Here is a 23,704-nt window from a genome sequence, read left to right on the forward strand (position 1 = left end):
GCGAATCTATTAAATAAGGGCTCGCTAAGCCTTCATCACATCTGCTGGTAACAGTAAATACAGCTTAGTTCCCTCCTCTGCACTGCTAGTAAAAGATACTTGTGCATTAAGCAGACCAGCCGCTTTTTTTACCATATAGGTGCCCAAACCAGTACCTCTCGCTTTAGAAGTGTTGTATTTTTGAAAGAAGCTTAACTGTACCTCTTCGGGGATAGCTCCCTCATTATGTACCGAAGCTTTTATCTTTTCACCCTCAGCAATTAGGTTGAGCCTAACCTCACTCCTTTCAGGGGCAGCTTCTACCGCGTTTTTCATCAGATTATAGAAAATTGTATTAATTAGAAAGGGATCTGTGTATAATTCAACTTTCGCTTTTTCCGCAAGTAAGCCTTCCATTTTAAGCGATATTTTTTTGGCCTTAGCCAGAATAGCCAGATCTGACCATATATCAGAAATAAGCAAGCTAAAATTTAGGATAGCGGGGCTTGGCATATACTTTCCGTTTTCTATTTGCACTATACCGTATAAACGATTGGTAAGGCTATAGGCTCTTTGAGCAGACTGCTGAAGCCGCTTGATAAACTCGTTCCGCTGTACTGTTGGAAAACTGGGATCCTCCAGAAATTCAGCTAAAGATAATATGTTACTTACCGGCCCTCTTAGATCATGTAAGAGTAATTCCATAGCACTTTCTTGGCTTAGCAGAAGGTGGTTCATTTTCTTAACTGTCTCCTTCAGCATTCGCTCTGTCTGCTTAGGGTTTTCTATACTTACTAAAAAAGTAATTTTTTTAGCATCTCCCTGTACCACTATATAGGCAGCATTAGCTAAAATATGAAAAAGGCTACCATCCTGCCGCTTTACTACCCATTCGTCTACTAGTTCGTGCTGCTTAAGCATAAACTGCTCGTGTAATTCTGTTACCTTTGCTCTATTCTCACTAGGTACGACTATACTAAAATGCTTGCCTAGTAGTTCATCTTTAGAATATTGATATAACTTGCAGTATGAATCATTAACCTGTTCAAAAAAACCTTTGCTATCGGTTACACATATGGCTAAAGGGATTTGCCTGATAAGAGGAAGGTATGCATTACCGCTATCATTAAATTTTTCTTTAAAGTACTCCAGGTAATGCTTGCAGCTTTCTTTATAAGGGGCTTCTAAGTGGTTTGAGGGCTCCATCCGATTTATTGGGCTATTTTTTGGGTATAAGTGCAAAAATAAGGTATTTACTTTAATTTTAAGTAAACTTATATATTATCACAAATGTATAAGGGCGATTAACACATTCCCTTGCTTTAAATTCAATCTCATGGAAGAGCGTATATTGAGCTTGAGAAAGTTACTGGATCTCTCTCAAAAAGAGTTTGCTAGTAAAATTTCTATTACTCAGGCAGCACTGTCACAAATAGAAAGTGGCAAGACAACCCTTTCTATATCAACAGTTTATAATCTTCTCAAAGCGTTTGACATTCGCCCGGACTGGCTGTTATTTGGGCATGGTGAAATTTTTTCACATCAGAAAATAGAGATCGCCAGAGGCACACCGCCCAATGGTTCTCTCGGAAATGAAAGGCATCTTATTTCTTTTGTAGATAAAAGCGCGGAAGCCGGCTACCCTAAAAACTGTGCCGATGATACCTTTATTAATGCATTGGGAGTGTACCGCATTCCGGGATACGATGAAGGTAACTTCAGGATGTTTAATATCCATGGGGATAGTATGACTCCCTCTTTACACGAAGGTGAAATTGTGATTACACAGGCAGTGGACAAACTTGATAACCTGCATGATAACCGTTTGTGCGTAATCGTGACAAAAGATGGAATTGTTGCCAAACGTGTTTATCAGGATAAGCGCAGAATGCTTTTGCTTAAAAGTGATAACCCTAAGTACAAATCTTATAAGATTGCTTATAAAGATGTGATTGAGATATGGGAGATTAAGGGGAAAATATCTTCTGAGTTTTTGAGAGCAAACAACCAAAGTTACAATGAAACCGATAACTCTATTGCTAGCCGCCTGGAAGAACTGGAAAAAACAGTAGCCATACTAAAGGCTAGTATGCAGACAGATGACCATGCTTCTGCCGGAGGGCAAAATTCATATTATGAAAAAGAGACAAACTAAATCTTTGTAATAAGGCTGGCGCTACTACTAATTGAAGTTTAATCTGACTTTAATATTATACACAACTGACAAAAAAGCCATCTCAAATTTATGAGATGGCTTTGCTTTTTATTCTGTATTTAATAGCTACTTGGCATAGCTAATAGATCGCATTTCACGAATAACCGTTACCTTCACCTGGCCAGGGTACTGCATATCTTTCTCAATTTTTCTGGATATCTCGTAAGATAATGAGCCTGCCTGATCATCAGTAACATGCTCCGCATCTACAATAACTCTTAGCTCGCGTCCGGCCTGTATTGCATAGCACTTGCTTACTCCATCAAAGTCCATTCCCAGTGACTCCAGATCTTTAAGGCGCTGTATGTAGGAGTCTACTACCTCACGGCGTGCGCCAGGTCTTGAACCAGAGACGGCATCGCAAGCCTGTATAATTGGAGAAATAATAGAAGTCATTTCTACTTCATCATGGTGAGCGCCTATAGCATTGCATACTTCAGGATGCTCGTTGTACTTTTCGGCCAGCTTCATGCCCAAAAGCGCATGAGGCAGCTCGGGCTCCTCTGGCCATACTTTACCAATATCATGTAGCAGACCTGCTCTCTTCGCTAGTTTAGGGGCCAGACCAAGCTCTGAAGCCATAGTAGCTGCCAGGTTTGCCACTTCGCGAGAGTGTTGCAGCAAATTTTGCCCGTAAGATGAACGGAAGCGCATACGACCTACCATACGAATCAGCTCAGGGTGTAAGCCATGAATACCCAGATCAATGGCAGTACGCTCACCAATTTCTATAATTTCCTCCTCCATATTTTTGGTAGTTTTGGCTACTACCTCCTCAATACGGGCTGGGTGAATTCTACCATCGGTTACTAAACGGTGCAATGAGAGACGAGCAATTTCTCTACGTACCGGATCAAAACCAGAGATGATGATGGCTTCAGGCGTATCATCTACAATTATTTCTACGCCAGTAGCTGCTTCCAGTGCGCGGATGTTTCTTCCTTCTCGCCCAATGATCTTCCCTTTAATATCATCACTTTCAATATTGAAAACAGATACACAGTTTTCTATAGCATGTTCTGTAGCAGTTCGCTGAATAGTCTCAATTACTACCTTTTTGGCCTCTTTAGTAGCCGATAGCTTAGCTTCTTCAATAATGTTTTTGATGTGGGCGGAGGCTTGAGTGCGTGCTTCAGCTTCCAAGCTTTCCATTAGCTGATGCTTGGCTTCTTCTGCTGTAAGGCTGGCAGCCTTCTCTAAAATACTTACCTGTTGCTGTTTTATTTTCTCTAACTCACCCTGCTTTTTCCTTACCAGTTCTTGCTGTTGGTCAAGCATTTCTTCTTTAGACTTTAGCTCTGCCTCACGTGTTTTTACTTTTTCCAGTTGGTCGCGCAGGTGTTGCTCTCGTTGCTTTAGCTTATTCTCATTAGTGATGAGTATGTTTTTCTTACGATTGGCTTCCTCTTCAAAGTCCGACTTAAGCTTTAGGTATTTTTCTTTGGCCTCATAAATCTTTTCCTTTTTAATGTTCTCCGCATTGATCTTGGCCTCACGTACAATAAAATCGCCTTCTTCTTTCAGCTTTTGCTCACGTTCTTTAAGAGCTTCTTCTCTACTTTGTAGCTGTTTTTCCTGATCCAGATTAGATTTATTGGCAAGTCCTTTGCCCACGAAGATACCTGCGCCCAGCGACCCTATGGCTACGGCAAGCAGGAGAAATATCATTTCACTCATTTTTTCGAGTTTTGTTAAAAAGTACCACTATCGCAATAGCAGCTTAACTACTGATGAGCGAAATTATTAACAAGTTCAGTTGAGTAGATAATTAGACCTGATGATTACAAGCTTTTAATGTTACACACTACGCTCGGGAGTAAGAGCGCGACTAATAAGCTTATTAAGGTTGCCCAACCTGTCGGAAACTGTACCTTCCATATCAGAAAGGTTTTTACTGTAGGTAATTTTTTCCATGAAAGCATCAAAGGCAACCATCGCCAGCAAATCCTGTTTATCATTGGTACCGAAGCGGTCTTTGTATTCTCGTAAAAGATCATTGACCATGCGTCCGGCCTTTCTAATTTGCTCCTCTTCATCCGCCTCAATCTTCATGGGGTATTCTCTATCACCAATCCTTATCTTTATCGAAAGTTCACCCATTAGATATTCCGCAATTTATTGACTTAGTTGAGCAATACATTTATCAATTTTCCTGATGTACTCGTTAATCGTACGCTTTATTTCAGTAGTATCGTCATGATCGACTACTGCGTTGTTTACAATTTTACTTAAATTTAATGTCTTTTGAAAATGTTCAATTTGCTCGTTTTTGTCTTCAATGACTGATCTGAGCATCCTGTTTTCTTCTTTCAGTTGCTTAAGCTCATCCTTTAAGGCATGGTGCTGACTTACCAGCAACTCGGCCTTGCGTTCCAGGGCGGATATCTCAGCGATCAGTTTTTTCTGACTCATAAATAGCTTATGCTACTTTTTGGTTCTAGTTAGTTTTGATAAAGTAATATATAAAAGCCTCAGGATATTTATTGACTACTTATATGATTACTCAAGCTTGGTTTACCCACTATTTTCTAATGACAGCCCCCAGCTCTTTCTCAAACACTTTAATTAACTTATTCATTGTTTTATCAATCACCTTATCAGTGAGTGTTTTTTCTGCATCTTGCAGTACAAAGCTCAAAGCATAGGCTTTTTTGCCAGCATCTATCTTATCTCCTTCGTAGATATCAAATACATTAATATCTTTTACCAAAGCATTGCTATACTTTTTAGCTACAGACTCAACTTGGCTAAAGCCCACTTGTTTGTCTAGTACTAAAGACAAATCTCTTCTCACTTCAGGAAATTTCGAGATTTCCTGGTAAATCAACCTCTCTTTCGCACTTACTTTACTCACTTTTTCCAACAAGGCGGGCCAGTCAATACTCGCAAAAAATACAGGCTGCTTTACTCCGGCCAAAGCCGTAAGCTTGGGATTTAACAAGCCGGCTTGTCCGATAGACTTACCATCTACCGACTGAAAATCCAGTCCGTAGGTGAATTTATCATCCTCAAGCTCCTTCTGCACAGGATCGACTATATCAAACCTATTAAATATTTTTCTAATTGTCGAAGACAAATGGTGAAAAGATACCTCCGTACTAGCACCCTGCCAACTTTCTGGCTGCTGCATACCTGTCAGAAATATAGCTAACTCGCTTTTTTCCAGATACTTAGCATTAACTTTATGGTAAGTTTTGCCAAATTCAAAAAGCTTTAGGTTTTTCTGGCGATGGCTAATGTTATAAGCAATTACTTCCAGACCACTGAATATCAGGCTCTGGCGCATTACCCCCAGGTCTTCGCTCAGCTTATTAAGTATTTCTACAGACTCTTCTCCTTTTCCAATAGATTCGGCATAAGCTGGTTTAGTAAGTGAGTTTGTCACAATTTCGCGATAAGCGCTACCTAGCAACATTTCACTTAACTTATTTTTAACTTTATCAGCATCCATCTCAGGAAAGCTGGAGAGAAAATCTGCACTTAGGTAAGCTGATGTTTCTACCTTATCGTAGCCATAAATACGTAGAATCTCTTCAATGATATCTGCTTCTCTCTGCACATCTACGCGATATGGTGGCACCAAAGCGGTAAACCCGCTATCTTTTTCATCCTTCACTTTTATGTCCAGATGCTGCAGAATAGATTTAACCTGATCTTTAGCAATCTCTTTACCTATTAGCCGATTTATATTCCGGTAAGAGACTTTTACTACAAAATCCTGAACGGGCTCAGCATAGATGTCCACTATTTCAGAAGATATGCTACCTCCGGCCAGTTCTTTTATTAGCAGTGCAGCCCTTTTCAGCGCATATACGGTAATGTTAGGGTCTGTCCCTCTCTCATATCTGAATGAGGCATCCGTTTTTAACATATGGTGCTGAGCCGTACGACGAATATATTGAGGAGAAAAATAAGCGCTCTCCAGAAAAATATTTTTGGTACTTTCTTTTACACCAGACTTTATTCCTCCAAACACCCCTGCTATACACATTCCTTCTTCTTCATTACAGATCATAAGATCATCCGCCCGTAGCTTGCGTTCTTTTTCGTCTAAAGTGGTAAATGTGCTGCCTTCACTGAGCGTTTTCACTATTACCTTATTACCTCGTATGGTATCTGCATCAAATGCATGTAGAGGTTGACCTAACTCGTGTAGCACATAGTTAGTTGCGTCTACTACATTGTTGATTGGCGTAAGTCCGATAGACTTTAACCGTTGTTGTAGCCACTCGGGCGACTCTTTGATGGTAAGCCCGCTAATACTTAGCCCAGAGTACCGGGGGCAGGCTTCAGTATTTTGAACTTCTACACTTATGGGCAGAGACTGGTTATCTACCTGAAAACTATCTACAGAAGGCCATTTGAGTTCTTGTTGAAGCAAGGCTTTAAGGTCGCGTGCCACTCCTATATGGGAGGCAGCATCGGCGCGGTTGGGTGTAAGCCCTATTTCTAGTACACGATCTTCGTAAATATTAAAGTATTCTGCAGCTGCTGTACCATTGGGTAAGTGTGTGTCTAATACCATAATACCATCATGAGAAGCACCCACTCCTATTTCATCTTCGGCACAAATCATTCCTTCAGAAACTTCGCCCCTTATCTTCGCTTTTTTAATCACAAAAGGCTCACCTCCAGCTGGGTATAAGGTAGCACCAACAGTAGCAACAATTACTTTCTGTCCAACATCTACATTAGGTGCTCCACAGACAATAGGTTTTACTTCGCCGTTTCCTATATCTACGGTAGTCACTTTTAATCGGTCGGCATTGGCGTGTCGCTCTGCAGTAAGTACCTCACCAATAACTAGCCCTTTAAGTCCGCCAGCAACCTGCTCATAATCTGCTATGCCTTCAACCTCCAGCCCAGACATGGTCAGCAAATGCCCTATCTCCTCAGTGGGTTTGTCAAATTTTATATAATCTTTCAGCCAATTGACAGATATTTTCATATCTCAAAATATTCTTGATCGTGCGGTATAAAAAATAAAAAAAGCCGGCCTGATATGGTGCACAGCTATCTCTAAAATAAGAGTGGCAAAATTAATGAATTAGATGGGTATGTCACGTAAGGTAGCTATATTTTTTGAGAAAGGCCACAGCCGCATAAAATATGGGAAGTATTATAAAATAAAAAAGGTGTAAGCGACACTCGCCTACACCTTCTAGTGCTTAAGTTTATGTTCAGCTAACAATTACTTAAGGTCAAAGCTTCTGCTGTATACGTAATTGTCACCTACTATAGCTAAAGAATACTGTCCAGGAAGTAACTTGGCTACATTTAGACCCTTAGAGTAAGTCTCCTGAGAGTTTACACTTTCTTCGTATAGTACTTTACCATCTCTATCGTAAAGTTTCAAAGAAACTGGAGAATTTACTCTGTTCATAAAAGCAACTTTTACTAATTCAGGCTCTACCTGTATAGCAGGCTTAAAATAAACCGCATTGCTTTGTCCAGCTGAAATCTGGAATACTTCTTTAGAAATACCAGCTTTAGTTCTTACTTCTACTTCGTACTCGCCGCTAGGCAGGTTAGAGAAGTCATATTTCTTCATATAAGCCTGATCTGCAATTACTTCGCGGTGCAAAGTATTTCCTTCCATGTCCTTGATTTTAAGAACGGCAGGAGCTTCTTCAGAAATGTTGGTGACACGGATAAAAGCTTTTTTATCAGCTGATTTATCCTGACGTACACTAATTAAAGTCTCGGCATCGTCGGCTGCAAATGTTGTAGTACTTACTACAAATAAAGCGGCCATGGCTAACATTAGGTTTTTCATAATTTTCATGGTTCTACTCTTTTCGTGGTTCAAAACTTTTTTAAGGTTTTTCCTTTTGGTTTACACTACAAATTTACGAAGGTTTTTCTTTTTTCGTTACACACAACAACAAAAAAATAGTGATTTATTGAAAATTTATCAAAGAAATAGGTAGTTTATTGAATAAAAGCCCACCCAATCTTATTGATGTGTAAAACTGAGCGATATTTTACTATATGGATCAACAAAATAGCATAGATACAGGGGGTATTTTGCAAATATTGTAATTATGCTATTTGTACTCTTTTCTATATAAAAAACACCTTTTTTTTCTGGATTCGCTCCATTTTTAAGCATATTAACAGAAATTTTGCTTGACATTATAGCTAGTTGTAAGCCCCCCGGTAACAAAAAGTCTGCGTTTTGTTGATAATTTTGCAAAAACTAAAATGTGTGTCAGGCTAGATAAGCGCTTGAGCGGAATTTATCCCTGGAAGGATGTGTTTTGATAGAGCTATAAAATAATGATAAAGTATTATGCCCAACAAAATTGATTTAGAAGCTTTTAAACAAAAGCTAGATGGCACGCACAAATGGCCATCTCTATATATGTTTAAGTTTATAGTGCCCCGTGGAAAAGAAGATGAAGTTTTCGCCCTTTTTCCTAAAAATAAATTGTCTACAAAAGAATCTAGCAAAGGCAACTATGTAAGCGTTACTGCTAAAGTGATGATGGGATCTAGCGATGCTGTTATGGAAAAATACGTAGAGGCTGATAAAATTGAAGGCGTTTTTGCGCTATAACATATAATAAGTGTACATAAATAGTAGCTTGCTTTTTCTGGCTGCCTTATGTACACTTTTCTTTTTTGCTAAACATAGTTTTGCTCAGCAGGTTGAAAGAGTAACACTTCTTATAAATTTATTTTTTTATGTGGAAAGAAGAAGACAACAAACTAAAAAAGACTTTTGAGTTTAAAGATTTTGTAGAAGCTTTCGGCTTTATGTCCAGGGTGGCTATTGTAGCAGAGAAAATGAACCATCACCCACATATGAGTAATGTGTATAATACCGTTAGCTTTGAGCTCAACACTCACGATGCGGGCAATAAAGTTACGGATAAAGACCATAAATTGGCAGCAGAAATAGATAAGCTTGCCTGATAGTTTCTCATCTGATGTTTGAGTTCTAAAGTGTATTATTGTTACTTTAGCCTCCTAATACAATAGTATAAACCATTTTTTAGTGCAGGAATCAGCATCACTTTTTTTAGTGCCTACTCCCATTGGCAATCTGGAAGATATTACGCTACGAAGTTTGCGTATTCTTAAAGAAGTAGATACCATCTTAGCTGAAGATACCCGTAAGTCTGGTATTTTACTTAAGCATTATGAGATCAGTACCAAGCAGCAGAGCTATCATGCGTTTAATGAGCACAGAACGCTAAGCAAGTTAGTTGAACGCTTGAAAAATGGTGAAAAAATGGCTCTTATCACTGATGCTGGAACACCCGCTATCTCTGATCCCGGCTTTTTATTAGTAAGAGAATGCCTTGCAAATAGTATTGCCGTTGAGAGTTTACCGGGTGCAACTGCTTTCGTACCTGCTCTAGTAAAATCGGGTTTACCTGCAGAACGTTTTTGCTTTGAAGGCTTTCTTCCTCACAAAAAAGGGAGACAAACCAAGCTAGAACAGCTAAGTGAAGAAAGTCGCACTATGATTTTTTACGAATCTCCGCATCGTTTACTCAAGACCCTAACTCAGTTTTCAGAATTTTTTGGCAAAGATAGACTGGCTTCCGTTTCCAGAGAGCTGACTAAAATTCATGAAGAAACTGTAAATGATACTTTAGCCAATCTACTCACTTACTTTAGCACTTCTAAAATAAAGGGTGAAATTGTAGTTGTAGTAGAGGGTAAAAGTAAATAGACATCAACTATTAAATATTTTAAAGAACTAATTATACCCCTATGCTTAAGCTTGAAGTCATTCTGGAAAAAGCACAGCAAATTATTAAACAAACTGGTAGTTTCACACTGGAAGAAGCACGTAAATTCAAGCACTCTTCAATTGAGTACAAAGGTAAAAACGACCTGGTTTCTTATGTAGATAAAGAATCTGAAAAGCTCCTTGTAGCAGGTTTAGGCGAAATTTTACCTGCCGCCGGGTTTATCACTGAAGAAGGAACTGCAGCAGAAGGGAAAGCAGACCAATACAACTGGGTTATTGATCCGGTAGATGGTACTACAAATTATGTGCATGGCCTGCCATTTTTCTCTATTAGTGTAGCTTTGATGGATAAAGACGAAGTAGTACTTGGTGTTGTATATGAACCCAGTCGCGATGAAATGTTTTATGCCATTAAAGAGGGAAAAGCTTATTTAAATGAAAATGAAATTCAGGTTTCTCCTGTAAGAGAACTAGACGAAAGCTTATTAGCAAGCGGATTTCCTTATTCCAAACTAAAAGAGGTACCCGCATACCTTCCAATAGTTGAAGAACTTATGGATAAAACTCATGGTTTGCGACGCATGGGGAGCGCAGCTATTGATTTGGCTTATGTAGCCTGTGGCCGGTTTGAAGGTTATTTTGAATATAATCTTAAACCCTGGGATGTTGCAGCTGGAGCGTTTATAGTACTACAGGCAGGAGGTAAGGTATCTACATTTAATGGAGGCAAAGACTTTATTTTTGGTGGAGAGTTGGTAGCCGGATGCGGTATACAGCCAGCACTTACAGAAATAGTCCATAAGCACTGGTATCCGGCTTAGCTAGCTGTTTAAACTGATTTAATTTCCTGAAGCTGCTGGCGGAGCATTTTAATCTCTGCCACATACTCGTTTTCTTTTCTTGCCAGCTCTTCCTGAGTAGCCTGTAGTTCCTCCATATTTTGTCTCATTTCCTCTTCCTGAGATCGCATTTGTTCTGTGTATTCCTGGCTTTGTTCTAAGAGGTTTTTCATTTCCTCAGCTTTCTGACTTGCCAGAATCTCAGAACCAATATGTTCTGCAGACTGCTCAAGCAATTGAACTATATCTTCGGATATCTCTTTAAAGAAGGCTAACTCGTATACTCCTACTACTTCTTCATTTACTTTTAAAGGTACAATGATTACATAACGAGGCGTAGCTTCACCTAGGCCAGAGGTAATGCGCACATAGGATTCTGGCACATCTTTCAGCATTATAGTTTCTTTCTCCAAAAAAGCTTGCCCTACCAGTCCTTGTCCATATGCTAACTCGCCCTCAACATGTTTCTTTTTATCATAGGCGTAGCAACTCAGTAGACTTAAAGTCTGAGTATCAGGCTTGTTTACAAATAACGATCCCTGGTTGGCCCCTACATACCTAACAATGTATTGAAGAACAGCATCAGAGGCATCTTTTAACGATAAGTCTTTCTTTCTTAAAATGTCATGAATACCGGTAAGGCCCTGATTAGTAAATTTTTCCAGACGTTCACGCTGGTCAGCTTCACGAAGTTTATCCAACATGTGTACTAGTGCCTGTCCAAGTTTATCGGAACCCTGATCCTGGATAATCTCAAGGTTAAGATTACCTTCTGCTATTTCAGTAGCAATCTCTACGTTTTTATCAGCCTGTGCAAGCTGCTTTTCAATAATCGTCTTATTGGTCATCATAGACTTAGTCTTCTTACCAAAATCAAAAGCCCAAAATGCACAAAGACCAATAATTACTGCAGCTAGTCCTACATGAATAATAAAGGTATTTAAATCCATAAAGGCCAGTTGGGTAAAGTAGACTTCTTCTACTCCTTTGTATTGCAGATAAGCAAAAGCACCATGATGGATTACAATAAATAAAGTAGCTGGTATAAATATTTTCCAGTTCTGGTATGTGATCAGTAATATGACTCCTATAAATGCAAAAAAATGCATCTCGAATAAGCCATGCATTTGATAAATGAACTGTGCCATCAGAATAGAGAAGGAAACACCAGCAGTATAATGATGCATTGTCTTCTCTGGAAGCAACCATTGAGGGACGTAATACAATAAAAGACTTAAAGGCCCTATGCTTAGCGCTACGTACCAGGTATCATACACTGGAGCTAAGGCGAGTCCAAACAAAAAATAACAAGTTAAGGCAATCCTAATAATTTTATTGGATTGCCTATAAGTTTCTTTTAACGAGAGCTTGGCTTCCTGAGGAATTTTTTGTTCACGCATGTTTTAGAAAAAGAATGTTGTTCGCTTTTTGTCAGATGGCAGTGAACAACCATAGCTAATACTAGCAAGCTCTACAAACTGAGGTAGCGGTTTATCTTCCACTATAGCTTCCAGAGCCAGCTCTGCAAAACGTGTATCACGAGTAGTGCAGTAGCGAGCTTTGTTGTAGTTACCTCTGTAGTAGATCTTTCCACTACCATCAAGAATAAGAGCCTGAGGAGTCGCATACACGCCATAAGCGTCAGCAATCTTCCCAGAATCATCACGAATTACCGGAACTTCAAACTCAGATTCTACTTCGCTTTTTGCTTTATCTGACTGGTGTAAGATTACATAGAAGTCAACTGAGTCTTTATGTGCGTTCACCATCTCCTTAAACTGGGCAAGGTTAAACCTTGAACAAGGACACTCAGGATTATAAAAGTGTAGAAAAACGGGTTTCTCACCTTTCTTAATGTTGGCTCCCCCAAAATCTACTTCAGGTTTAGATCCTATAGCTACTTCTTTATAGTTGGTTGGCTTGGGTGTAGGTAGTAAATATACTGCCTGCTCCTGCCAGAAGATGTATCCAATTCCTGAAACGATAACTACTAATAATAGTACAGATATATATATTCTTGTTGTGATGCTCTTCATAAGACTAAAGTGTTTAAAAAACCTTTATTTCTTACAAAGTTATATTTTTTATTAAAATAATACAATTAAATCTTTGGAAAATTTCTTTTAACCTCAGTTAGCTCTTAAAAAGGCTTTCTAGTACATATTATTATAGTATTAAGATTTGTAGGAACAGTTACTTTATTCAAAAGCTGTAAGAAACTTATCTATTCATCTCCAGTTAGAGGAAATAAGAGGCATTTAACTTTAAGCTGCACATTGTTCGTTTTTCAGTTCTATTAACAAATTCTACATGCTTTTCTCCAGAGGGGTCTGGTATATGGTGATTTCCGTATTTTTCTTTTCATGTATGGGGCTTATGGTTAAGCTAGTGCCACATATACCTTCCACACAGGTAGTATTTTTCCGCTCAATTATCTCTTTTTTGTTGAGCCTGATTATGCTGAAACAGCAAAAGGTTTTTATATGGGGGAATAACAGGAAATATCTTTTACTAAGAGGGGGATGCGGAGCAGTTGCGCTTATCTTATTCTACGAAACCTTACAACATATACCTTTAGCCAGTGCAGTTACTATAGGGTTTCTGGCTCCTATATTTACTACGCTGCTAGGCATCTTTATTATTAAAGAGAAAGTTTATCCATTGCAGTGGATATTCTTTTTGGCGGCATTTGCGGGTATTGTAATGGTACAGGGCTTTGATAGTAGGATATCTCCATTCTATTTTGTTATTGGAGTAATCGCTACTTTCTTCTCAGGTTTGGCTCAAAATTTTATCCGTAAGCTTAATACAAATGAGCATCCGTTGGTAATAATCTTCTACTTTCCATTGATCACCGCTCCTATTACCGGTGTGTATTCTGTTTTTAATTGGGAAGCTCCTCACGGATGGGACTGGGTCATACTAATTTCTATAGGCCTCTTTACCCAGTTTGCTCAATTTTTCATGACAAAATCAATACAGCTGGAAGAGTTATCCAAGGTGAGTATTATCAGATATTTGGGAATAGTCTATGCCTTAATTTTCGGTTACACTTTCTTTGATGAAACCTATAACATCTACGCTTATGCAGGTATGGGGCTTGCTATTTTGGGAGTGGCACTAAACTTATGGTATAAACAAACTAAGTTCAAAAGAGCTGAGTCAGAAAAAAATAGAAAGCAAAAGATGAGTTAAAAGAATGTATTTTGAGTTAAATACTTTGATAAGATACTCGAAGCTTATGAAGCAAAGCAGCCTGGCTACTTTACTTCTTCATAGTCTACATATTCGCCTCCTTTAAAATCACGGCTGCTTTTATTCTTCTTTTTATCTTCTTCTGGGATATACTCAATATTAACGTTTCCGTCTGTGGGTTGCTTGTATTTTCTTGAGTTGGGCCCATGGTTTTGCTGCCTGGCATACTGGCGGTTAAATTGCTGAGCCTGCTCTTTAGCTCCAGATACCGTACGTATTACTTTAAAGACAAAGTTGACTAGTCTAAATAGTAAGTATACCAGAAATAAGAACAATAGGAATTTAAATAACATATATAAACGATTTTATCTTCACAAGATACTACATTTTAAACTTACATATGCTAGAATAGGTTTCGCCTACTGCTCTCTGAGTACAAGTTAGTGTAAACGAAAAAGATGTGAACTTCCGGCACAAATGCCGGCAGCCCACATCTTTAATATAACTTAAGCTAATTAGCTTATTTGCTCAGATATAGGTTTCGCTCACTAAAGATCTTCAGGAAGTAATCATCCATCAGGTCATCTATAAAGTAGATTGCTTCACCAGTAGATTTCATCTCAGGCCCTAATTCCTTATTTACATTAGGAAACTTCTCAAATGAGAATACAGGAACTTTAATAGCATATCCCTTTTTCACCGGGTTAAAGGTAAAGTCTTTTAACTTCTTCTCACCCAGCATTAGCTGTGTCGCATAATTTACATAGGGTTCCTGATAAGCCTTACAGATAAACGGTACTGTACGAGAGGCACGAGGGTTAGCTTCAATAACGTACACACGATCATCTTTAATCACAAACTGTATATTGATAAGCCCCACAGTACCTAAAGCCAGAGCCAGACGCTTGGTATACATTTCTATCTGCTGCATCACAAAATCTCCCAGGTTATAAGGAGGTAGTACTGCATAAGAATCTCCTGAGTGAATACCAGCAGGCTCTATGTGCTGCATTATTCCAATTACATATGCTTCTTCTCCGTCGCAAATGGCATCTGCCTCAGCTTCTATAGCGCCTTCAAGAAAATGATCTAACAAAATCTGATTACCAGGCATGTCCTTAAGAATTTCTACAACATGCTCCTCCAGTTCATTTTCGTTAATAACAATCTTCATGCTTTGCCCACCCAATACGTATGAAGGGCGAACTAAAAGCGGAAACCCAATGGTTTTAGAAAGCTCCAGTGCAGATGCGGCATCTGTGATAGTACCAAACTCTGGGTAAGGAATATCGTTTTCTTTTAGTAGTGTTGAGAAACGGCCACGATCTTCAGCCAGATCAAGTGCTTCAAACTTGGTTCCCAGTATTTTAATTCCATAGCGATCCAGTTTTTCTGCAAGCTTTAGCGCAGTTTGTCCACCCAACTGTACAATTACACCTTCGGGTTTCTCGTGCTGGATGATGTCGTAAATATGCTCCCAGAATACCGGTTCAAAGTACAGCTTATCTGCAATGTCAAAGTCTGTTGATACTGTCTCAGGGTTACAGTTTATCATGATGGTTTCGTAGCCTGCTTCTTTGGCCGCAAGCACACCATGCACACAGCTGTAATCAAACTCTATACCCTGGCCAATACGGTTGGGGCCAGAACCAAGTACAATAATCTTTTTACGGTCAGAGGCTACCGATTCGTTTTCTTCCTGGAAGGTAGAGTAATAATACGGTGTCTGTGCTTCAAACTCAGCAGCACAAGTATCTACCAGTTTGTACACGCGCTGTATTCCCATGTCTTTCCGCTTCTCATGCACCTGGCTTTCCAAGCAACGCAGAAGGTGAGCAATCTGACGATCAGCATAACCTTTCTTTTTGGCAAGCATCATCAGTTCTTTAGGAATAGTATCCAGGGTATACTGTTCTATATCTTTCTCCAGTTCTATCAGTTCCTCAATCTGTGTCAGGAACCATTTGTCAATTTTTGTCAGCTTCTGAATGGTAGAGAAAGAGATACCTAACTTAAAAGCGTCGTAGATGCGGAACAGACGATCTCCAGTAGGGTGTTCCAGTTTCTCCAGGATTACCTTTTGGTCCGTTTCTTCTTTGCCATCTGCTCCCAGACCATTACGTTTAATTTCTAATGACTGACAGGCCTTCTGTAGTGCTTCCTGAAAGTTACGCCCAATACCCATTACTTCTCCAACGGCTTTCATCTGCAAGCCTAGTCTGTGGTCTGCGCCTACAAACTTCTCAAAGTTCCAGCGAGGTATTTTAACGATTGTGTAGTCAATTGCTGGTTCAAAGAAAGCTGAAGTATTACCAGTGATCTGATTTTTAAGTTCATCCAGATTGTAGCCAATTGCTAGTTTTGCCGCTACTTTAGCGATAGGGTAACCCGTTGCCTTTGAAGCCAGAGCCGAAGAACGAGAAACTCTAGGGTTAATTTCAATACCTACGATGGAGTCGTCTTCAGGATTTACAGCAAACTGAACATTACATCCTCCGGCAAACTCTCCAATACCGTTCATCATCTTTTTAGCCAGATCTCGCATGTGTTGGTACACAGTATCTGGAAGAGTCATGGCAGGAGCTACAGTTATTGAGTCTCCGGTATGTACCCCCATAGGGTCAAAGTTCTCAATAGAGCAGATGATAATGATATTACCATTGCTATCTCTCAGCAGTTCAAGCTCATATTCTTTCCACCCTAAAATGCTTTGCTCTATAAGTACTTCGTGTATAGGAGAGGCATGCAATCCCTGCGTAAGAGCTTTTTCAAAGTCTTCGGCTTTTTCTACAAAGCCGCCTCCAAAGCCACCCAATGTATAAGAAGGGCGGATAACAAGAGGAAAACCTATACGCTGGGCAATTTCTTTACCCTGCAAGAAAGAGGTAGCGATGTTTCCTTCACATACATTTACATCCAGCTCTTTCATTTTGAGGCGAAAGCGCTCTCTGTCTTCAGTGGTTTCTATCGCGTTAATGTCTACCCCGATCAGGCGCGTATTGTACTTCTTCCATATCCCTGCTTTTTCGCAATCAATGGCCAAATTGAGAGCAGTTTGTCCTCCCATAGTAGGCAATACAGCATCTATCTGGTGCTTTTCCAGAATTTCAATGATATACTTTTTTTCCAGTGGCCTTAGATAAATATTATCAGCTGTCACCGGATCTGTCATAATTGTGGCAGGATTAGAATTGATCAGAGTGACTTCAATCCCTTCCTCCCTTAAAGACCTTGCTGCTTGTGATCCTGAATAATCAAACTCGCAAGCCTGTCCGATAATAATAGGACCGCTACCAATAATGAGGACTGATTTGATACTATGATCTCTTGGCATGGATAGGTGTTTTATATGTTGAATTTATAAGTTTCCGGTTAATACTTACCACAGTTGGGAGGGCATAAGCAGCCGCTGCTTCCTGTGTTCAGCTACATAAAACCAAAGTTGGCTGCGAATTTAGCAGATAAAAGTCGGGAAATAAACGAAAGCGTCAATAAAACGTTGTTTAAGCTTCAATTTATGAAATCCGAAGTTAGTCTCTCACAAATTCTCAATTTACACCTATTGGTATTATGGCTTTATTTCAAAATTTTATTTTGAAATACACTAGCATATCTTACTTAAACAAAGAAACACCCTTGTTTGCTTTATGTTTCTATTTTTCACACCTCTATAAGCTCGAAAAGTGACTTCCTCCCCCCTCCTTTTTTAAAATTGCAAAAAACAAACAAACCTATCTTATCAAAACTCTATTTAGAATGAAGTTGTAGCAAAACAATAGGGTTAAAGCTAGTGCTGTTAATAGACATTGCGCCTAAGCCCCTCTGGTATTAGCAAACTGCTTAACTGCTTTAGAAAGCATTTCAATATCTTTTTCTGTGTGCAAAGCATTAAGAACTACCCTTGTTACTGGTGCACTATCGGGCTGGGGATACGGAAAGCTGGATAATATGCCTAACTCTTCTACAGCTTGCGTTAAAGCATTGTAGGGCGTATAGAAGACGGGGTAATTCTCAAAATAATGGAAAAGATTCAGAGTATCTACCTCATTTACAAATTGTCTAATTCTTTTTTGCATGTTTAATCTAGCCCTTTGGTAGATTGGCTGAGCCTGTAAAAAGGCAAATAAATAAGGGGGCGGTATGGGTGAGGCTGCTGTATAGTATGGGCTCTTTTGCAACTGACGAATTAGTGTAGAAGAACCAGATATAATACCTCCGGGTATGCCTAGTGCTTTTCCTATAGAACCTACTATACTTAAGTGTACGTATGGAGGCAGATAAGCTTTTGCTTCTGCAACTATACCTTCACCATTGTTACCAAGTACTCCCAGGCCGTGTGAGTCATCAATAATAACATGAATTGACTTATCCTCTGTTAGCTCAGCAAGCCAGTCAAAACTATACTTTTCCGCATATAGCGGATCCAGCGAATTGCTAACAACAATAACTTCCCGAGGGGCTTTGGCTATTTGCTCTTGTAAGGAGTTTACCCAAGAAGTGTAACTACCCTGCCATACTTTTTGCCGGCTTTGCCATACTGCCGGATGAGTTTTAGGAGCAAAGATGTAAGTTGCCTCTGTAGAGAGTACCTGCATTAATGCCTGCCCTGCCTGATACCCAGACGAAAAGCTAAGCACTGCCTCCTGCCCCAGCCACTGCCTTATAAATTGCTCTGCTTCTTCATAAATAGCCAGTTTAAGATTGGAGGAGCGAGAACTTGAGTAATTGCCACCATATTGCTGCATGCCTTCCACCAGGAGTGCCCGGTACTCTGGCTGATGATTGATCCCCAGATAAGATGTGCCACTGAAGTATAATTTTTCTTTTCCGTTGAGTTCAACAGTACGTCCGGGTAGCGTATGAGTAGTAGGCATAGTAGTGTAAAGTCTACTGGTCCAATTCAGCAGGCTAGGTATTATATAGCTGGTTACAGTTGATTTGAAGCTATGAGCATAGCTCCGGTACCATTTTCCGGTGCATACTCTACCCCCTTAGGCTGTACCTTAACGCCGGTAGCAATATCTTCTGCCAGTAGTAGGGCGCCGTCCATATCTACATAATCCAGAAGGGGAGCAAGGTGAGCAATTGCAGAAATGCCTACAGTAGACTCTGTCATGCAGCCAACCATTACTTTCATATTTAGTTTGCGGGCTTCAGCTATCATCCGCAGGGCGGGAGTAAGTCCTCCGCACTTGGTAAGCTTAATGTTAATACCATGAAAATGATTATAACATTTGGCAACATCAGACTCTACAATACAGCTTTCGTCGGCGATAAGGGGTAATTCTGAATGCTGAAAGACTTCTTTCATACCCTCCATATCGTCGGCGCGCATAGGTTGCTCTATAAACTCAACCCCTAAATGCTTAAGCTCTTTAGAGTTTTTTATCGTTTCTTCTACGCTCCAGGCACAGTTCGCATCTACTCTAAATGTAGCATCGGTATGCTTACGTAATGCTTTTACAATTTCCAGGTCTTCATTCGTTCCCAGTTTAATTTTATATAAAGGCCAGGGCATGTTTTGCATCTTCTGCACCATCTTTTCTATGGTATCTATCCCTATGGTATAATTTGAGGCAGGAGCTTCATCGGGATTGAGCTTCCAGAGCTGATAAAGTGGTTTGCGCAGTTTTTTACCGAAGAGGTCATGAGCAGCCATATCCAGCGCACAAAGTGTAAAAGAGCTTTTTTGAAGGTGAGGAAACATATAATGCCAAAAGACCTCCGGGCTGCCTGACTGCTTGCTGTGAGTTGCCTTATTGCTAAGTTCAAACTGCTCTATAATATCTCGCAGCTTTTCTATCTCCTCTCGCATGCTTTCTACAGTAAACCCATAGTATGGATTGGCGGTGGTTTCGCCGAAACCTCTCAGTACTTCTCCTTTCTCGTTAGTATCTTCCAATTCTACGATCAGGGTTTCCTGTACATCTCTAGACTCGCGAGCAATCTTAAAGCGATCTTTAATTTTCAGGTCAAAAGCGTGTAGTTTTACTTTCATCTCCTCGGTAATTTTTTCCGTTTCCTCGTTCTACAAAAAAGACTGTAATATGTGCAAATGTATATAAAATTATACCCGTTTATCAGCCTACTGTCTGTTCCAGTAATACTAATTTTTTTTCATCAGCATCTAAGCTGGCTTTAATGCCGAATGGAATAGTCATATTCTGCCTGATATGCCCAAAAGAAAGCCCATATATTACCGGTATGCCTAAACCAGCGAGTCTATCTTGTAATACCTGGGCTAGCGAAAGGGAGCGATCTTCATCCTTAGCTTCACAATCGTTAAATATGCCCAATACGACTCCTGCAGCGGCAGGCAACTTATTTTTATCTAACAACAATTGGGTAAGCATACGGTCTACACGATAGGGCGCTTCTCCTACTTCTTCTATAAACACCAGTTTATCCCGCATATCAATATCATAGTCTGTACCGCCCAGCATACTCATTAGAGAGAGGTTACCTCCTACTAACTCTCCTTCAGCTTTGCCAGGGCTAATTGTAATTACTTCGGCTGTGGTAGATAATTCTACTCCTTCTTCGTCAATCTCTATAGTAGGCTGTACTTTCTCATTGGTATAGTGCAATTGCTCCTCTGGCTCCATTAGTACCTTTTTAAAATATTCGGTAGTAATCTCATTATAATCAGAAGTACCCATAGGCCCGTGGTAGCAAACTAAGCCTGCCTGCCCATAAATACCATATAGCATAGCAGTAATATCACTAAAGCCAATAAAAACTTTAGGGTTGTTGCGAATAATATCAAAATCCAGGTATGGCAATATTCTACCGCTGCCGTATCCACCTCTTCCGCACATAATACCATCTATTTCCTTATCGGCAAACATTTGGTTAATATCATCTGCGCGTTGCTGGTCTGTACCACCCAGGTAGCCTTTTCTTACCAGCATATTGGGCGAGTAGCGAACTTTAAAACCTAATTTTTCCAAGGCCAGAATAGCATTACGCAGTTGCTCTTCGTTCAGGTAAGTTGCCGGTGTAAGCAGGCCAATAGTATCTCCAGGTTTAAGACGCGGAGGAATAATTTTTTCTGGAGCCGCATTGCCTACGATGGTTTGAGAAGAATAAGGAATACCTAAGAGAGAAAAAGCTGAAGCAGAAGCGCCCAGCTGTGAGATAAATTTTCTTCTTTGCATGATGAGTTGGACTTCTTGGAAACACGCAAGTTAATGGATTTGAAGCAAAGCTAAAGACAAAGCAGCTCTTTTACGCAAAATGATGGACAGTAAAAAATAAACCCTTAGCTTTGCGAAAAATTACTTTGAAACTCTATAAACTTTAAATGAAATATGGCAGGTAACAGAACTTTTACCATGGTTAAGCCCGACGCAATGGAAGCGGGCAATGCAGGAGCTATTATTAAAATGATTCAGGAAGCTGGCTTTAAAATCGTAGCCATGAAAATGACTAAACTTTCTGAAGAAAGAGCCGGACAGTTTTATGCTGTACATAAAGAGCGCCCTTTCTACAAAGATCTTACTGCGTATATGTCTTCTGGCCCTATCATCGCTATGATATTAGAGAAAAACAATGCTGTTGAAGACTTCCGTAAACTAATAGGCGCTACCAACCCTGCCGAAGCGGAGGAAGGTACTATCCGTAAATTGTTTGCCAAGTCTATTGAAGCTAATGCTATTCATGGATCTGACGCTGACGAAACTGCCGCTCAGGAAGGCAACTTCTTCTTTGCAGAAACTGAGCGCTTCTAATACGCTAAGCTCACAAAAAACGAAAGGAAGGCTTTGTGGCCTTCCTTTTTTTATGGCTGTACTGCTTTAGACTTTTTCTTAAAAAAGACTCTTCTTATCCACTTTGGTAAAAAGATAGCGCCCAAAATTAAATACGGATAGTAAGACAACATCCTCCACAATATATTGGTGACAAAGGTATAGTCGCCCAAAAACTCTGTGAAGAATTGAGTAAAAAAGAACTCTGCTGTACCACTACTCCCCGGAGTAGGAGAGATAAGCATGGTAATCCACATCATTAAATGGCGGCAGAATATTAGAAGATGCTCCATGGGGTTAACATGCGTAAAGGCTGCGATCAGGCAGTTTAGCATGATATAGCGCGCAGACCATATCAAAAAAGTAGCAATTACGATTTTTGCCCAATAGCCAAACTTTTTACCTCTTAGTAGTTCAGAAGCAGTAATGATCTCATCGCCATGCTTACCTGCCGCGTGTCTCCAACGCCTTAAAAAGCTGATAGAGGTAACTTTAAGAAGTAACCATTTAAACCCCCTGGGCCTGATAAATATGGCGTAGAACATAAAAAAAGTATAAATGGTAATAAGTACATAGCTAATCAGAAACAGCACCTGTAAGCTGTTACCTAATTGTAGTTCCATTTCATCAGCATCCGGAAAGAGCTCTTGTGCCGTAAACAGTAAGGCAATCGGAGCCACCAGCACAAAAAAGAGGTTATCCAATATGGCAGTAAGCATCACATAAGCCAAAGACTTGCCCAGGCTAATACCTTCTTTTACCAGAATAAATACGACTACAGAAGTTCCACCCACGATAGAAGGTGTTACTGCAGAAGCAAATTCCCAGAAAATAATTACATAAATGCTACTGCCCCAGGAGAGTTCATCGTTGGTTAGGGTTTTAATTCTGTATACATAGCCAGCATCCCGTGCAAAAATAACCAGCAAGGCTAGTGCTATTGGGAGTAGTGATGCATTAAAAACCAAGTTTAACTTATCAGCCGTAAGATCAGGGTCGCTGTAAAACATATAAAATACAATACCGAGGCCTATCACCACCGGTATCCATACTTTATTCGGATTCAGCGTTTTAAATATTTTTTTGGAGTTAATGTCCATTATTCAGCACGTACTTCTTCTTCCTTTTTCAACACCCAGAAGTTGTTAAAGCCTTCTCCAAGCTGCAGGGTAACCTCATTCAGCTGAAGCAACTCAAGGATAGCGAGAAAATTAAATATGATTGCAATCTTGTTTGGGTCCTCGGTAATTACACTTTGGAACGACAAACGATCCGTATTTTTGAGGTTACTCAGTATATAACTTTTTTGTCCCGAAATTGTGTAAGGATATTGTACAACTCTATGAGGTTTTTCTTTTTGTTTAAGTTCAAAGCGCTGGCTTACACGCTCAAATACTTTTAGAAGTTTGTATAAAGTAACGTCCTGTAATTCGGCTTCTACGTTATTTGTTTCGGCAAGCTGCTTAAGTTCTTTTATTATATTGCCTCTCTCATGCTTAAGGGAGCGGCTTTCTTCCATCTCAGAAAGCTCCTTAATCACCGATTTGTATTTCTTGTATTCCAGTAAGTGTTTCACCAGCTCTTCCCGCGGGTCTACCTCTTCTCCTTCTTCGTTAAGCACCGGACGAGGTAGCAGCATTTTTGCTTTAATACGCATAAGCGTAGCGGCTACCAGTATAAATTCGCTGGCAACCTCTATATTCATGGCTTCTAGGTGACGGACATAACTTAAGAAATCATCCGTTATTTTGGAGATAGGAATATCGTGAATATCCAGTTCATCTCTCTCTATGAAAAAGAGTAGCAGATCAAATGGACCTTCAAATCTGGGAAGTTTGATTTCAAAACTCACAGTGGCTTTCTTTTATCTTGTGAATCAGTAAATTTACTAGCGTAAAATCTAAGCAAATTTATGACATTATTGTGCAATAAATGTTCTGTTACAAAAAAACATCGTTCCTTTGCACCTTATTTCTTACAAAACGGTTTTAGGAAAGTAAAACATTCGTAGCCTGACATAGTT

The 23,704-nt window shown here is 39.7% G+C and carries 22 protein-coding genes; 7 read left to right on the top strand and 15 right to left on the bottom strand.

Annotation, left to right across the window (positions count from 1 at the left end):
• Positions 1 to 24 precede the first annotated feature (24 nt).
• Positions 25 to 1,185 carry a PAS domain-containing sensor histidine kinase gene (locus tag PZB74_RS06390; protein ID WP_302241544.1) on the bottom strand — a complete coding sequence of 387 codons (1,161 nt, stop codon included), beginning with the start codon at positions 1,183 to 1,185 and terminating at the stop codon, positions 25 to 27.
• A 130-nt stretch (positions 1,186 to 1,315) separates the two neighbouring features.
• On the opposite strand from PZB74_RS06390, the gene PZB74_RS06395 reads away from it, so the two are divergent.
• Positions 1,316 to 2,134, top strand: coding sequence for an XRE family transcriptional regulator (locus PZB74_RS06395; RefSeq protein ID WP_302241545.1), 819 nt, complete (start codon positions 1,316 to 1,318; stop codon positions 2,132 to 2,134).
• 126 nt (positions 2,135 to 2,260) lie between these two features.
• On the opposite strand, the gene rny is transcribed toward PZB74_RS06395, so the two are convergent.
• From rny to PZB74_RS06420, 5 genes are all read right to left on the bottom strand, one after another.
• Positions 2,261 to 3,871 carry a ribonuclease Y gene (gene rny, locus PZB74_RS06400; protein WP_302241546.1) on the bottom strand — a complete coding sequence of 537 codons (1,611 nt, stop codon included), beginning with the start codon at positions 3,869 to 3,871 and terminating at the stop codon, positions 2,261 to 2,263.
• A gap of 120 nt (positions 3,872 to 3,991) precedes the next feature.
• The gene (locus PZB74_RS06405) at positions 3,992 to 4,294 is read right to left on the bottom strand and encodes a cell division protein ZapA (protein WP_302241547.1); all 303 of its coding nucleotides are present in this window, start codon (positions 4,292 to 4,294) and stop codon (positions 3,992 to 3,994) included.
• Between the two features lie 15 nt (positions 4,295 to 4,309).
• Positions 4,310 to 4,606, bottom strand: coding sequence for a hypothetical protein (locus PZB74_RS06410; RefSeq protein WP_302241548.1), 297 nt, complete (start codon positions 4,604 to 4,606; stop codon positions 4,310 to 4,312).
• A 109-nt stretch (positions 4,607 to 4,715) separates the two neighbouring features.
• On the bottom strand, positions 4,716 to 7,142 hold the full coding sequence (gene pheT, locus PZB74_RS06415; protein ID WP_302241549.1) for a phenylalanine--tRNA ligase subunit beta: 2,427 nt from the start codon (positions 7,140 to 7,142) through the stop codon (positions 4,716 to 4,718).
• Positions 7,143 to 7,385: 243 nt separating this feature from the next.
• A complete protein-coding gene (locus tag PZB74_RS06420; protein WP_302241550.1) occupies positions 7,386 to 7,970 on the bottom strand; it encodes a T9SS type A sorting domain-containing protein in 585 nt (194 codons plus the stop codon).
• Between the two features lie 516 nt (positions 7,971 to 8,486).
• On the opposite strand from PZB74_RS06420, the gene PZB74_RS06425 reads away from it, so the two are divergent.
• The 4 genes from PZB74_RS06425 to PZB74_RS06440 all read left to right on the top strand — a co-directional run bounded on the left by PZB74_RS06425 (position 8,487) and on the right by PZB74_RS06440 (position 10,720).
• Positions 8,487 to 8,753 carry a DUF493 family protein gene (locus PZB74_RS06425; protein ID WP_302241551.1) on the top strand — a complete coding sequence of 89 codons (267 nt, stop codon included), beginning with the start codon at positions 8,487 to 8,489 and terminating at the stop codon, positions 8,751 to 8,753.
• 128 nt (positions 8,754 to 8,881) lie between these two features.
• The gene (locus PZB74_RS06430) at positions 8,882 to 9,112 is read left to right on the top strand and encodes a 4a-hydroxytetrahydrobiopterin dehydratase (protein ID WP_302241552.1); all 231 of its coding nucleotides are present in this window, start codon (positions 8,882 to 8,884) and stop codon (positions 9,110 to 9,112) included.
• An 82-nt stretch (positions 9,113 to 9,194) separates the two neighbouring features.
• Positions 9,195 to 9,878, top strand: coding sequence for a 16S rRNA (cytidine(1402)-2'-O)-methyltransferase (rsmI, locus tag PZB74_RS06435; protein ID WP_302241553.1), 684 nt, complete (start codon positions 9,195 to 9,197; stop codon positions 9,876 to 9,878).
• A gap of 41 nt (positions 9,879 to 9,919) precedes the next feature.
• Positions 9,920 to 10,720, top strand: coding sequence for an inositol monophosphatase family protein (locus PZB74_RS06440; protein ID WP_302241554.1), 801 nt, complete (start codon positions 9,920 to 9,922; stop codon positions 10,718 to 10,720).
• 8 nt (positions 10,721 to 10,728) lie between these two features.
• Here PZB74_RS06440 and PZB74_RS06445 read toward each other — a convergent pair whose 3' ends face one another.
• Together PZB74_RS06445 and PZB74_RS06450 are read right to left on the bottom strand one after the other, a co-directional pair.
• Entirely contained in the window at positions 10,729 to 12,138 is a 1,410-nt protein-coding gene (locus tag PZB74_RS06445) for a GAF domain-containing protein (RefSeq protein ID WP_302241555.1), read from the bottom strand.
• Between the two features lie 3 nt (positions 12,139 to 12,141).
• Positions 12,142 to 12,774 carry a DUF6436 domain-containing protein gene (locus PZB74_RS06450; protein ID WP_302241556.1) on the bottom strand — a complete coding sequence of 211 codons (633 nt, stop codon included), beginning with the start codon at positions 12,772 to 12,774 and terminating at the stop codon, positions 12,142 to 12,144.
• 274 nt (positions 12,775 to 13,048) lie between these two features.
• Between PZB74_RS06450 and PZB74_RS06455 the strand changes: the two genes are divergently transcribed.
• Positions 13,049 to 13,933, top strand: coding sequence for a DMT family transporter (locus tag PZB74_RS06455; RefSeq protein WP_302241557.1), 885 nt, complete (start codon positions 13,049 to 13,051; stop codon positions 13,931 to 13,933).
• A gap of 65 nt (positions 13,934 to 13,998) precedes the next feature.
• On the opposite strand, the gene PZB74_RS06460 is transcribed toward PZB74_RS06455, so the two are convergent.
• The 5 genes from PZB74_RS06460 to PZB74_RS06480 all read right to left on the bottom strand — a co-directional run bounded on the left by PZB74_RS06460 (position 13,999) and on the right by PZB74_RS06480 (position 21,090).
• Positions 13,999 to 14,286, bottom strand: coding sequence for a DUF4834 family protein (locus tag PZB74_RS06460; protein ID WP_302241558.1), 288 nt, complete (start codon positions 14,284 to 14,286; stop codon positions 13,999 to 14,001).
• A gap of 167 nt (positions 14,287 to 14,453) precedes the next feature.
• Complete coding sequence (gene carB, locus PZB74_RS06465) at positions 14,454 to 17,267, bottom strand: carbamoyl-phosphate synthase large subunit (RefSeq protein ID WP_302241559.1); 2,814 nt, start codon at positions 17,265 to 17,267, stop codon at positions 14,454 to 14,456.
• Positions 17,268 to 17,745: 478 nt separating this feature from the next.
• Positions 17,746 to 18,807, bottom strand: coding sequence for an aminotransferase class I/II-fold pyridoxal phosphate-dependent enzyme (locus PZB74_RS06470; RefSeq protein ID WP_302241561.1), 1,062 nt, complete (start codon positions 18,805 to 18,807; stop codon positions 17,746 to 17,748).
• Positions 18,808 to 18,860: 53 nt separating this feature from the next.
• Positions 18,861 to 19,931: a dipeptide epimerase gene (locus tag PZB74_RS06475; RefSeq protein ID WP_302241562.1), complete on the bottom strand. Its 1,071-nt coding sequence runs from the start codon at positions 19,929 to 19,931 to the stop codon at positions 18,861 to 18,863.
• 82 nt (positions 19,932 to 20,013) lie between these two features.
• Positions 20,014 to 21,090 carry a S66 peptidase family protein gene (locus tag PZB74_RS06480; RefSeq protein ID WP_302241563.1) on the bottom strand — a complete coding sequence of 359 codons (1,077 nt, stop codon included), beginning with the start codon at positions 21,088 to 21,090 and terminating at the stop codon, positions 20,014 to 20,016.
• 153 nt (positions 21,091 to 21,243) lie between these two features.
• Between PZB74_RS06480 and PZB74_RS06485 the strand changes: the two genes are divergently transcribed.
• Positions 21,244 to 21,663: a nucleoside-diphosphate kinase gene (locus tag PZB74_RS06485; RefSeq protein ID WP_302241564.1), complete on the top strand. Its 420-nt coding sequence runs from the start codon at positions 21,244 to 21,246 to the stop codon at positions 21,661 to 21,663.
• A gap of 50 nt (positions 21,664 to 21,713) precedes the next feature.
• Here the strand turns inward: PZB74_RS06485 and PZB74_RS06490 are convergent, their stop codons facing one another.
• Both PZB74_RS06490 and PZB74_RS06495 read right to left on the bottom strand, forming a co-directional pair.
• On the bottom strand, positions 21,714 to 22,781 hold the full coding sequence (locus tag PZB74_RS06490) for a lysylphosphatidylglycerol synthase transmembrane domain-containing protein (protein ID WP_302241566.1): 1,068 nt from the start codon (positions 22,779 to 22,781) through the stop codon (positions 21,714 to 21,716).
• On the bottom strand, positions 22,781 to 23,533 hold the full coding sequence (locus PZB74_RS06495; RefSeq protein WP_302241567.1) for a segregation and condensation protein A: 753 nt from the start codon (positions 23,531 to 23,533) through the stop codon (positions 22,781 to 22,783). The genes PZB74_RS06490 and PZB74_RS06495 overlap by 1 nt, the downstream gene beginning before the upstream one ends.
• Positions 23,534 to 23,704 lie beyond the last annotated feature (171 nt).

The sequence above is a fragment of the Porifericola rhodea genome, assembly GCF_030506305.1.
Taxonomy (GTDB): domain Bacteria; phylum Bacteroidota; class Bacteroidia; order Cytophagales; family Cyclobacteriaceae; genus Catalinimonas; species Catalinimonas rhodea.

Excerpts from the sequence above, each read along its gene's own strand:
- PZB74_RS06390 (WP_302241544.1), bottom strand. The coding sequence starts at position 1,185 with ATGGAGCCCTCAAACCACTTAGAAGCCCCTTATAAAGAAAGCTGCAAG.
- PZB74_RS06395 (WP_302241545.1), top strand. The coding sequence starts at position 1,316 with ATGGAAGAGCGTATATTGAGCTTGAGAAAGTTACTGGATCTCTCTCAA.
- rny (WP_302241546.1), bottom strand. The coding sequence starts at position 3,871 with ATGAGTGAAATGATATTTCTCCTGCTTGCCGTAGCCATAGGGTCGCTG.
- PZB74_RS06405 (WP_302241547.1), bottom strand. The coding sequence starts at position 4,294 with ATGGGTGAACTTTCGATAAAGATAAGGATTGGTGATAGAGAATACCCC.
- PZB74_RS06410 (WP_302241548.1), bottom strand. The coding sequence starts at position 4,606 with ATGAGTCAGAAAAAACTGATCGCTGAGATATCCGCCCTGGAACGCAAG.
- pheT (WP_302241549.1), bottom strand. The coding sequence starts at position 7,142 with ATGAAAATATCTGTCAATTGGCTGAAAGATTATATAAAATTTGACAAA.
- PZB74_RS06420 (WP_302241550.1), bottom strand. The coding sequence starts at position 7,970 with ATGAAAAACCTAATGTTAGCCATGGCCGCTTTATTTGTAGTAAGTACT.
- PZB74_RS06425 (WP_302241551.1), top strand. The coding sequence starts at position 8,487 with ATGCCCAACAAAATTGATTTAGAAGCTTTTAAACAAAAGCTAGATGGC.
- PZB74_RS06430 (WP_302241552.1), top strand. The coding sequence starts at position 8,882 with ATGTGGAAAGAAGAAGACAACAAACTAAAAAAGACTTTTGAGTTTAAA.
- PZB74_RS06440 (WP_302241554.1), top strand. The coding sequence starts at position 9,920 with ATGCTTAAGCTTGAAGTCATTCTGGAAAAAGCACAGCAAATTATTAAA.
- PZB74_RS06445 (WP_302241555.1), bottom strand. The coding sequence starts at position 12,138 with ATGCGTGAACAAAAAATTCCTCAGGAAGCCAAGCTCTCGTTAAAAGAA.
- PZB74_RS06450 (WP_302241556.1), bottom strand. The coding sequence starts at position 12,774 with ATGAAGAGCATCACAACAAGAATATATATATCTGTACTATTATTAGTA.
- PZB74_RS06455 (WP_302241557.1), top strand. The coding sequence starts at position 13,049 with ATGCTTTTCTCCAGAGGGGTCTGGTATATGGTGATTTCCGTATTTTTC.
- PZB74_RS06460 (WP_302241558.1), bottom strand. The coding sequence starts at position 14,286 with ATGTTATTTAAATTCCTATTGTTCTTATTTCTGGTATACTTACTATTT.
- carB (WP_302241559.1), bottom strand. The coding sequence starts at position 17,267 with ATGCCAAGAGATCATAGTATCAAATCAGTCCTCATTATTGGTAGCGGT.
- PZB74_RS06470 (WP_302241561.1), bottom strand. The coding sequence starts at position 18,807 with ATGCCTACTACTCATACGCTACCCGGACGTACTGTTGAACTCAACGGA.
- PZB74_RS06475 (WP_302241562.1), bottom strand. The coding sequence starts at position 19,931 with ATGAAAGTAAAACTACACGCTTTTGACCTGAAAATTAAAGATCGCTTT.
- PZB74_RS06480 (WP_302241563.1), bottom strand. The coding sequence starts at position 21,090 with ATGCAAAGAAGAAAATTTATCTCACAGCTGGGCGCTTCTGCTTCAGCT.
- PZB74_RS06485 (WP_302241564.1), top strand. The coding sequence starts at position 21,244 with ATGGCAGGTAACAGAACTTTTACCATGGTTAAGCCCGACGCAATGGAA.
- PZB74_RS06490 (WP_302241566.1), bottom strand. The coding sequence starts at position 22,781 with ATGGACATTAACTCCAAAAAAATATTTAAAACGCTGAATCCGAATAAA.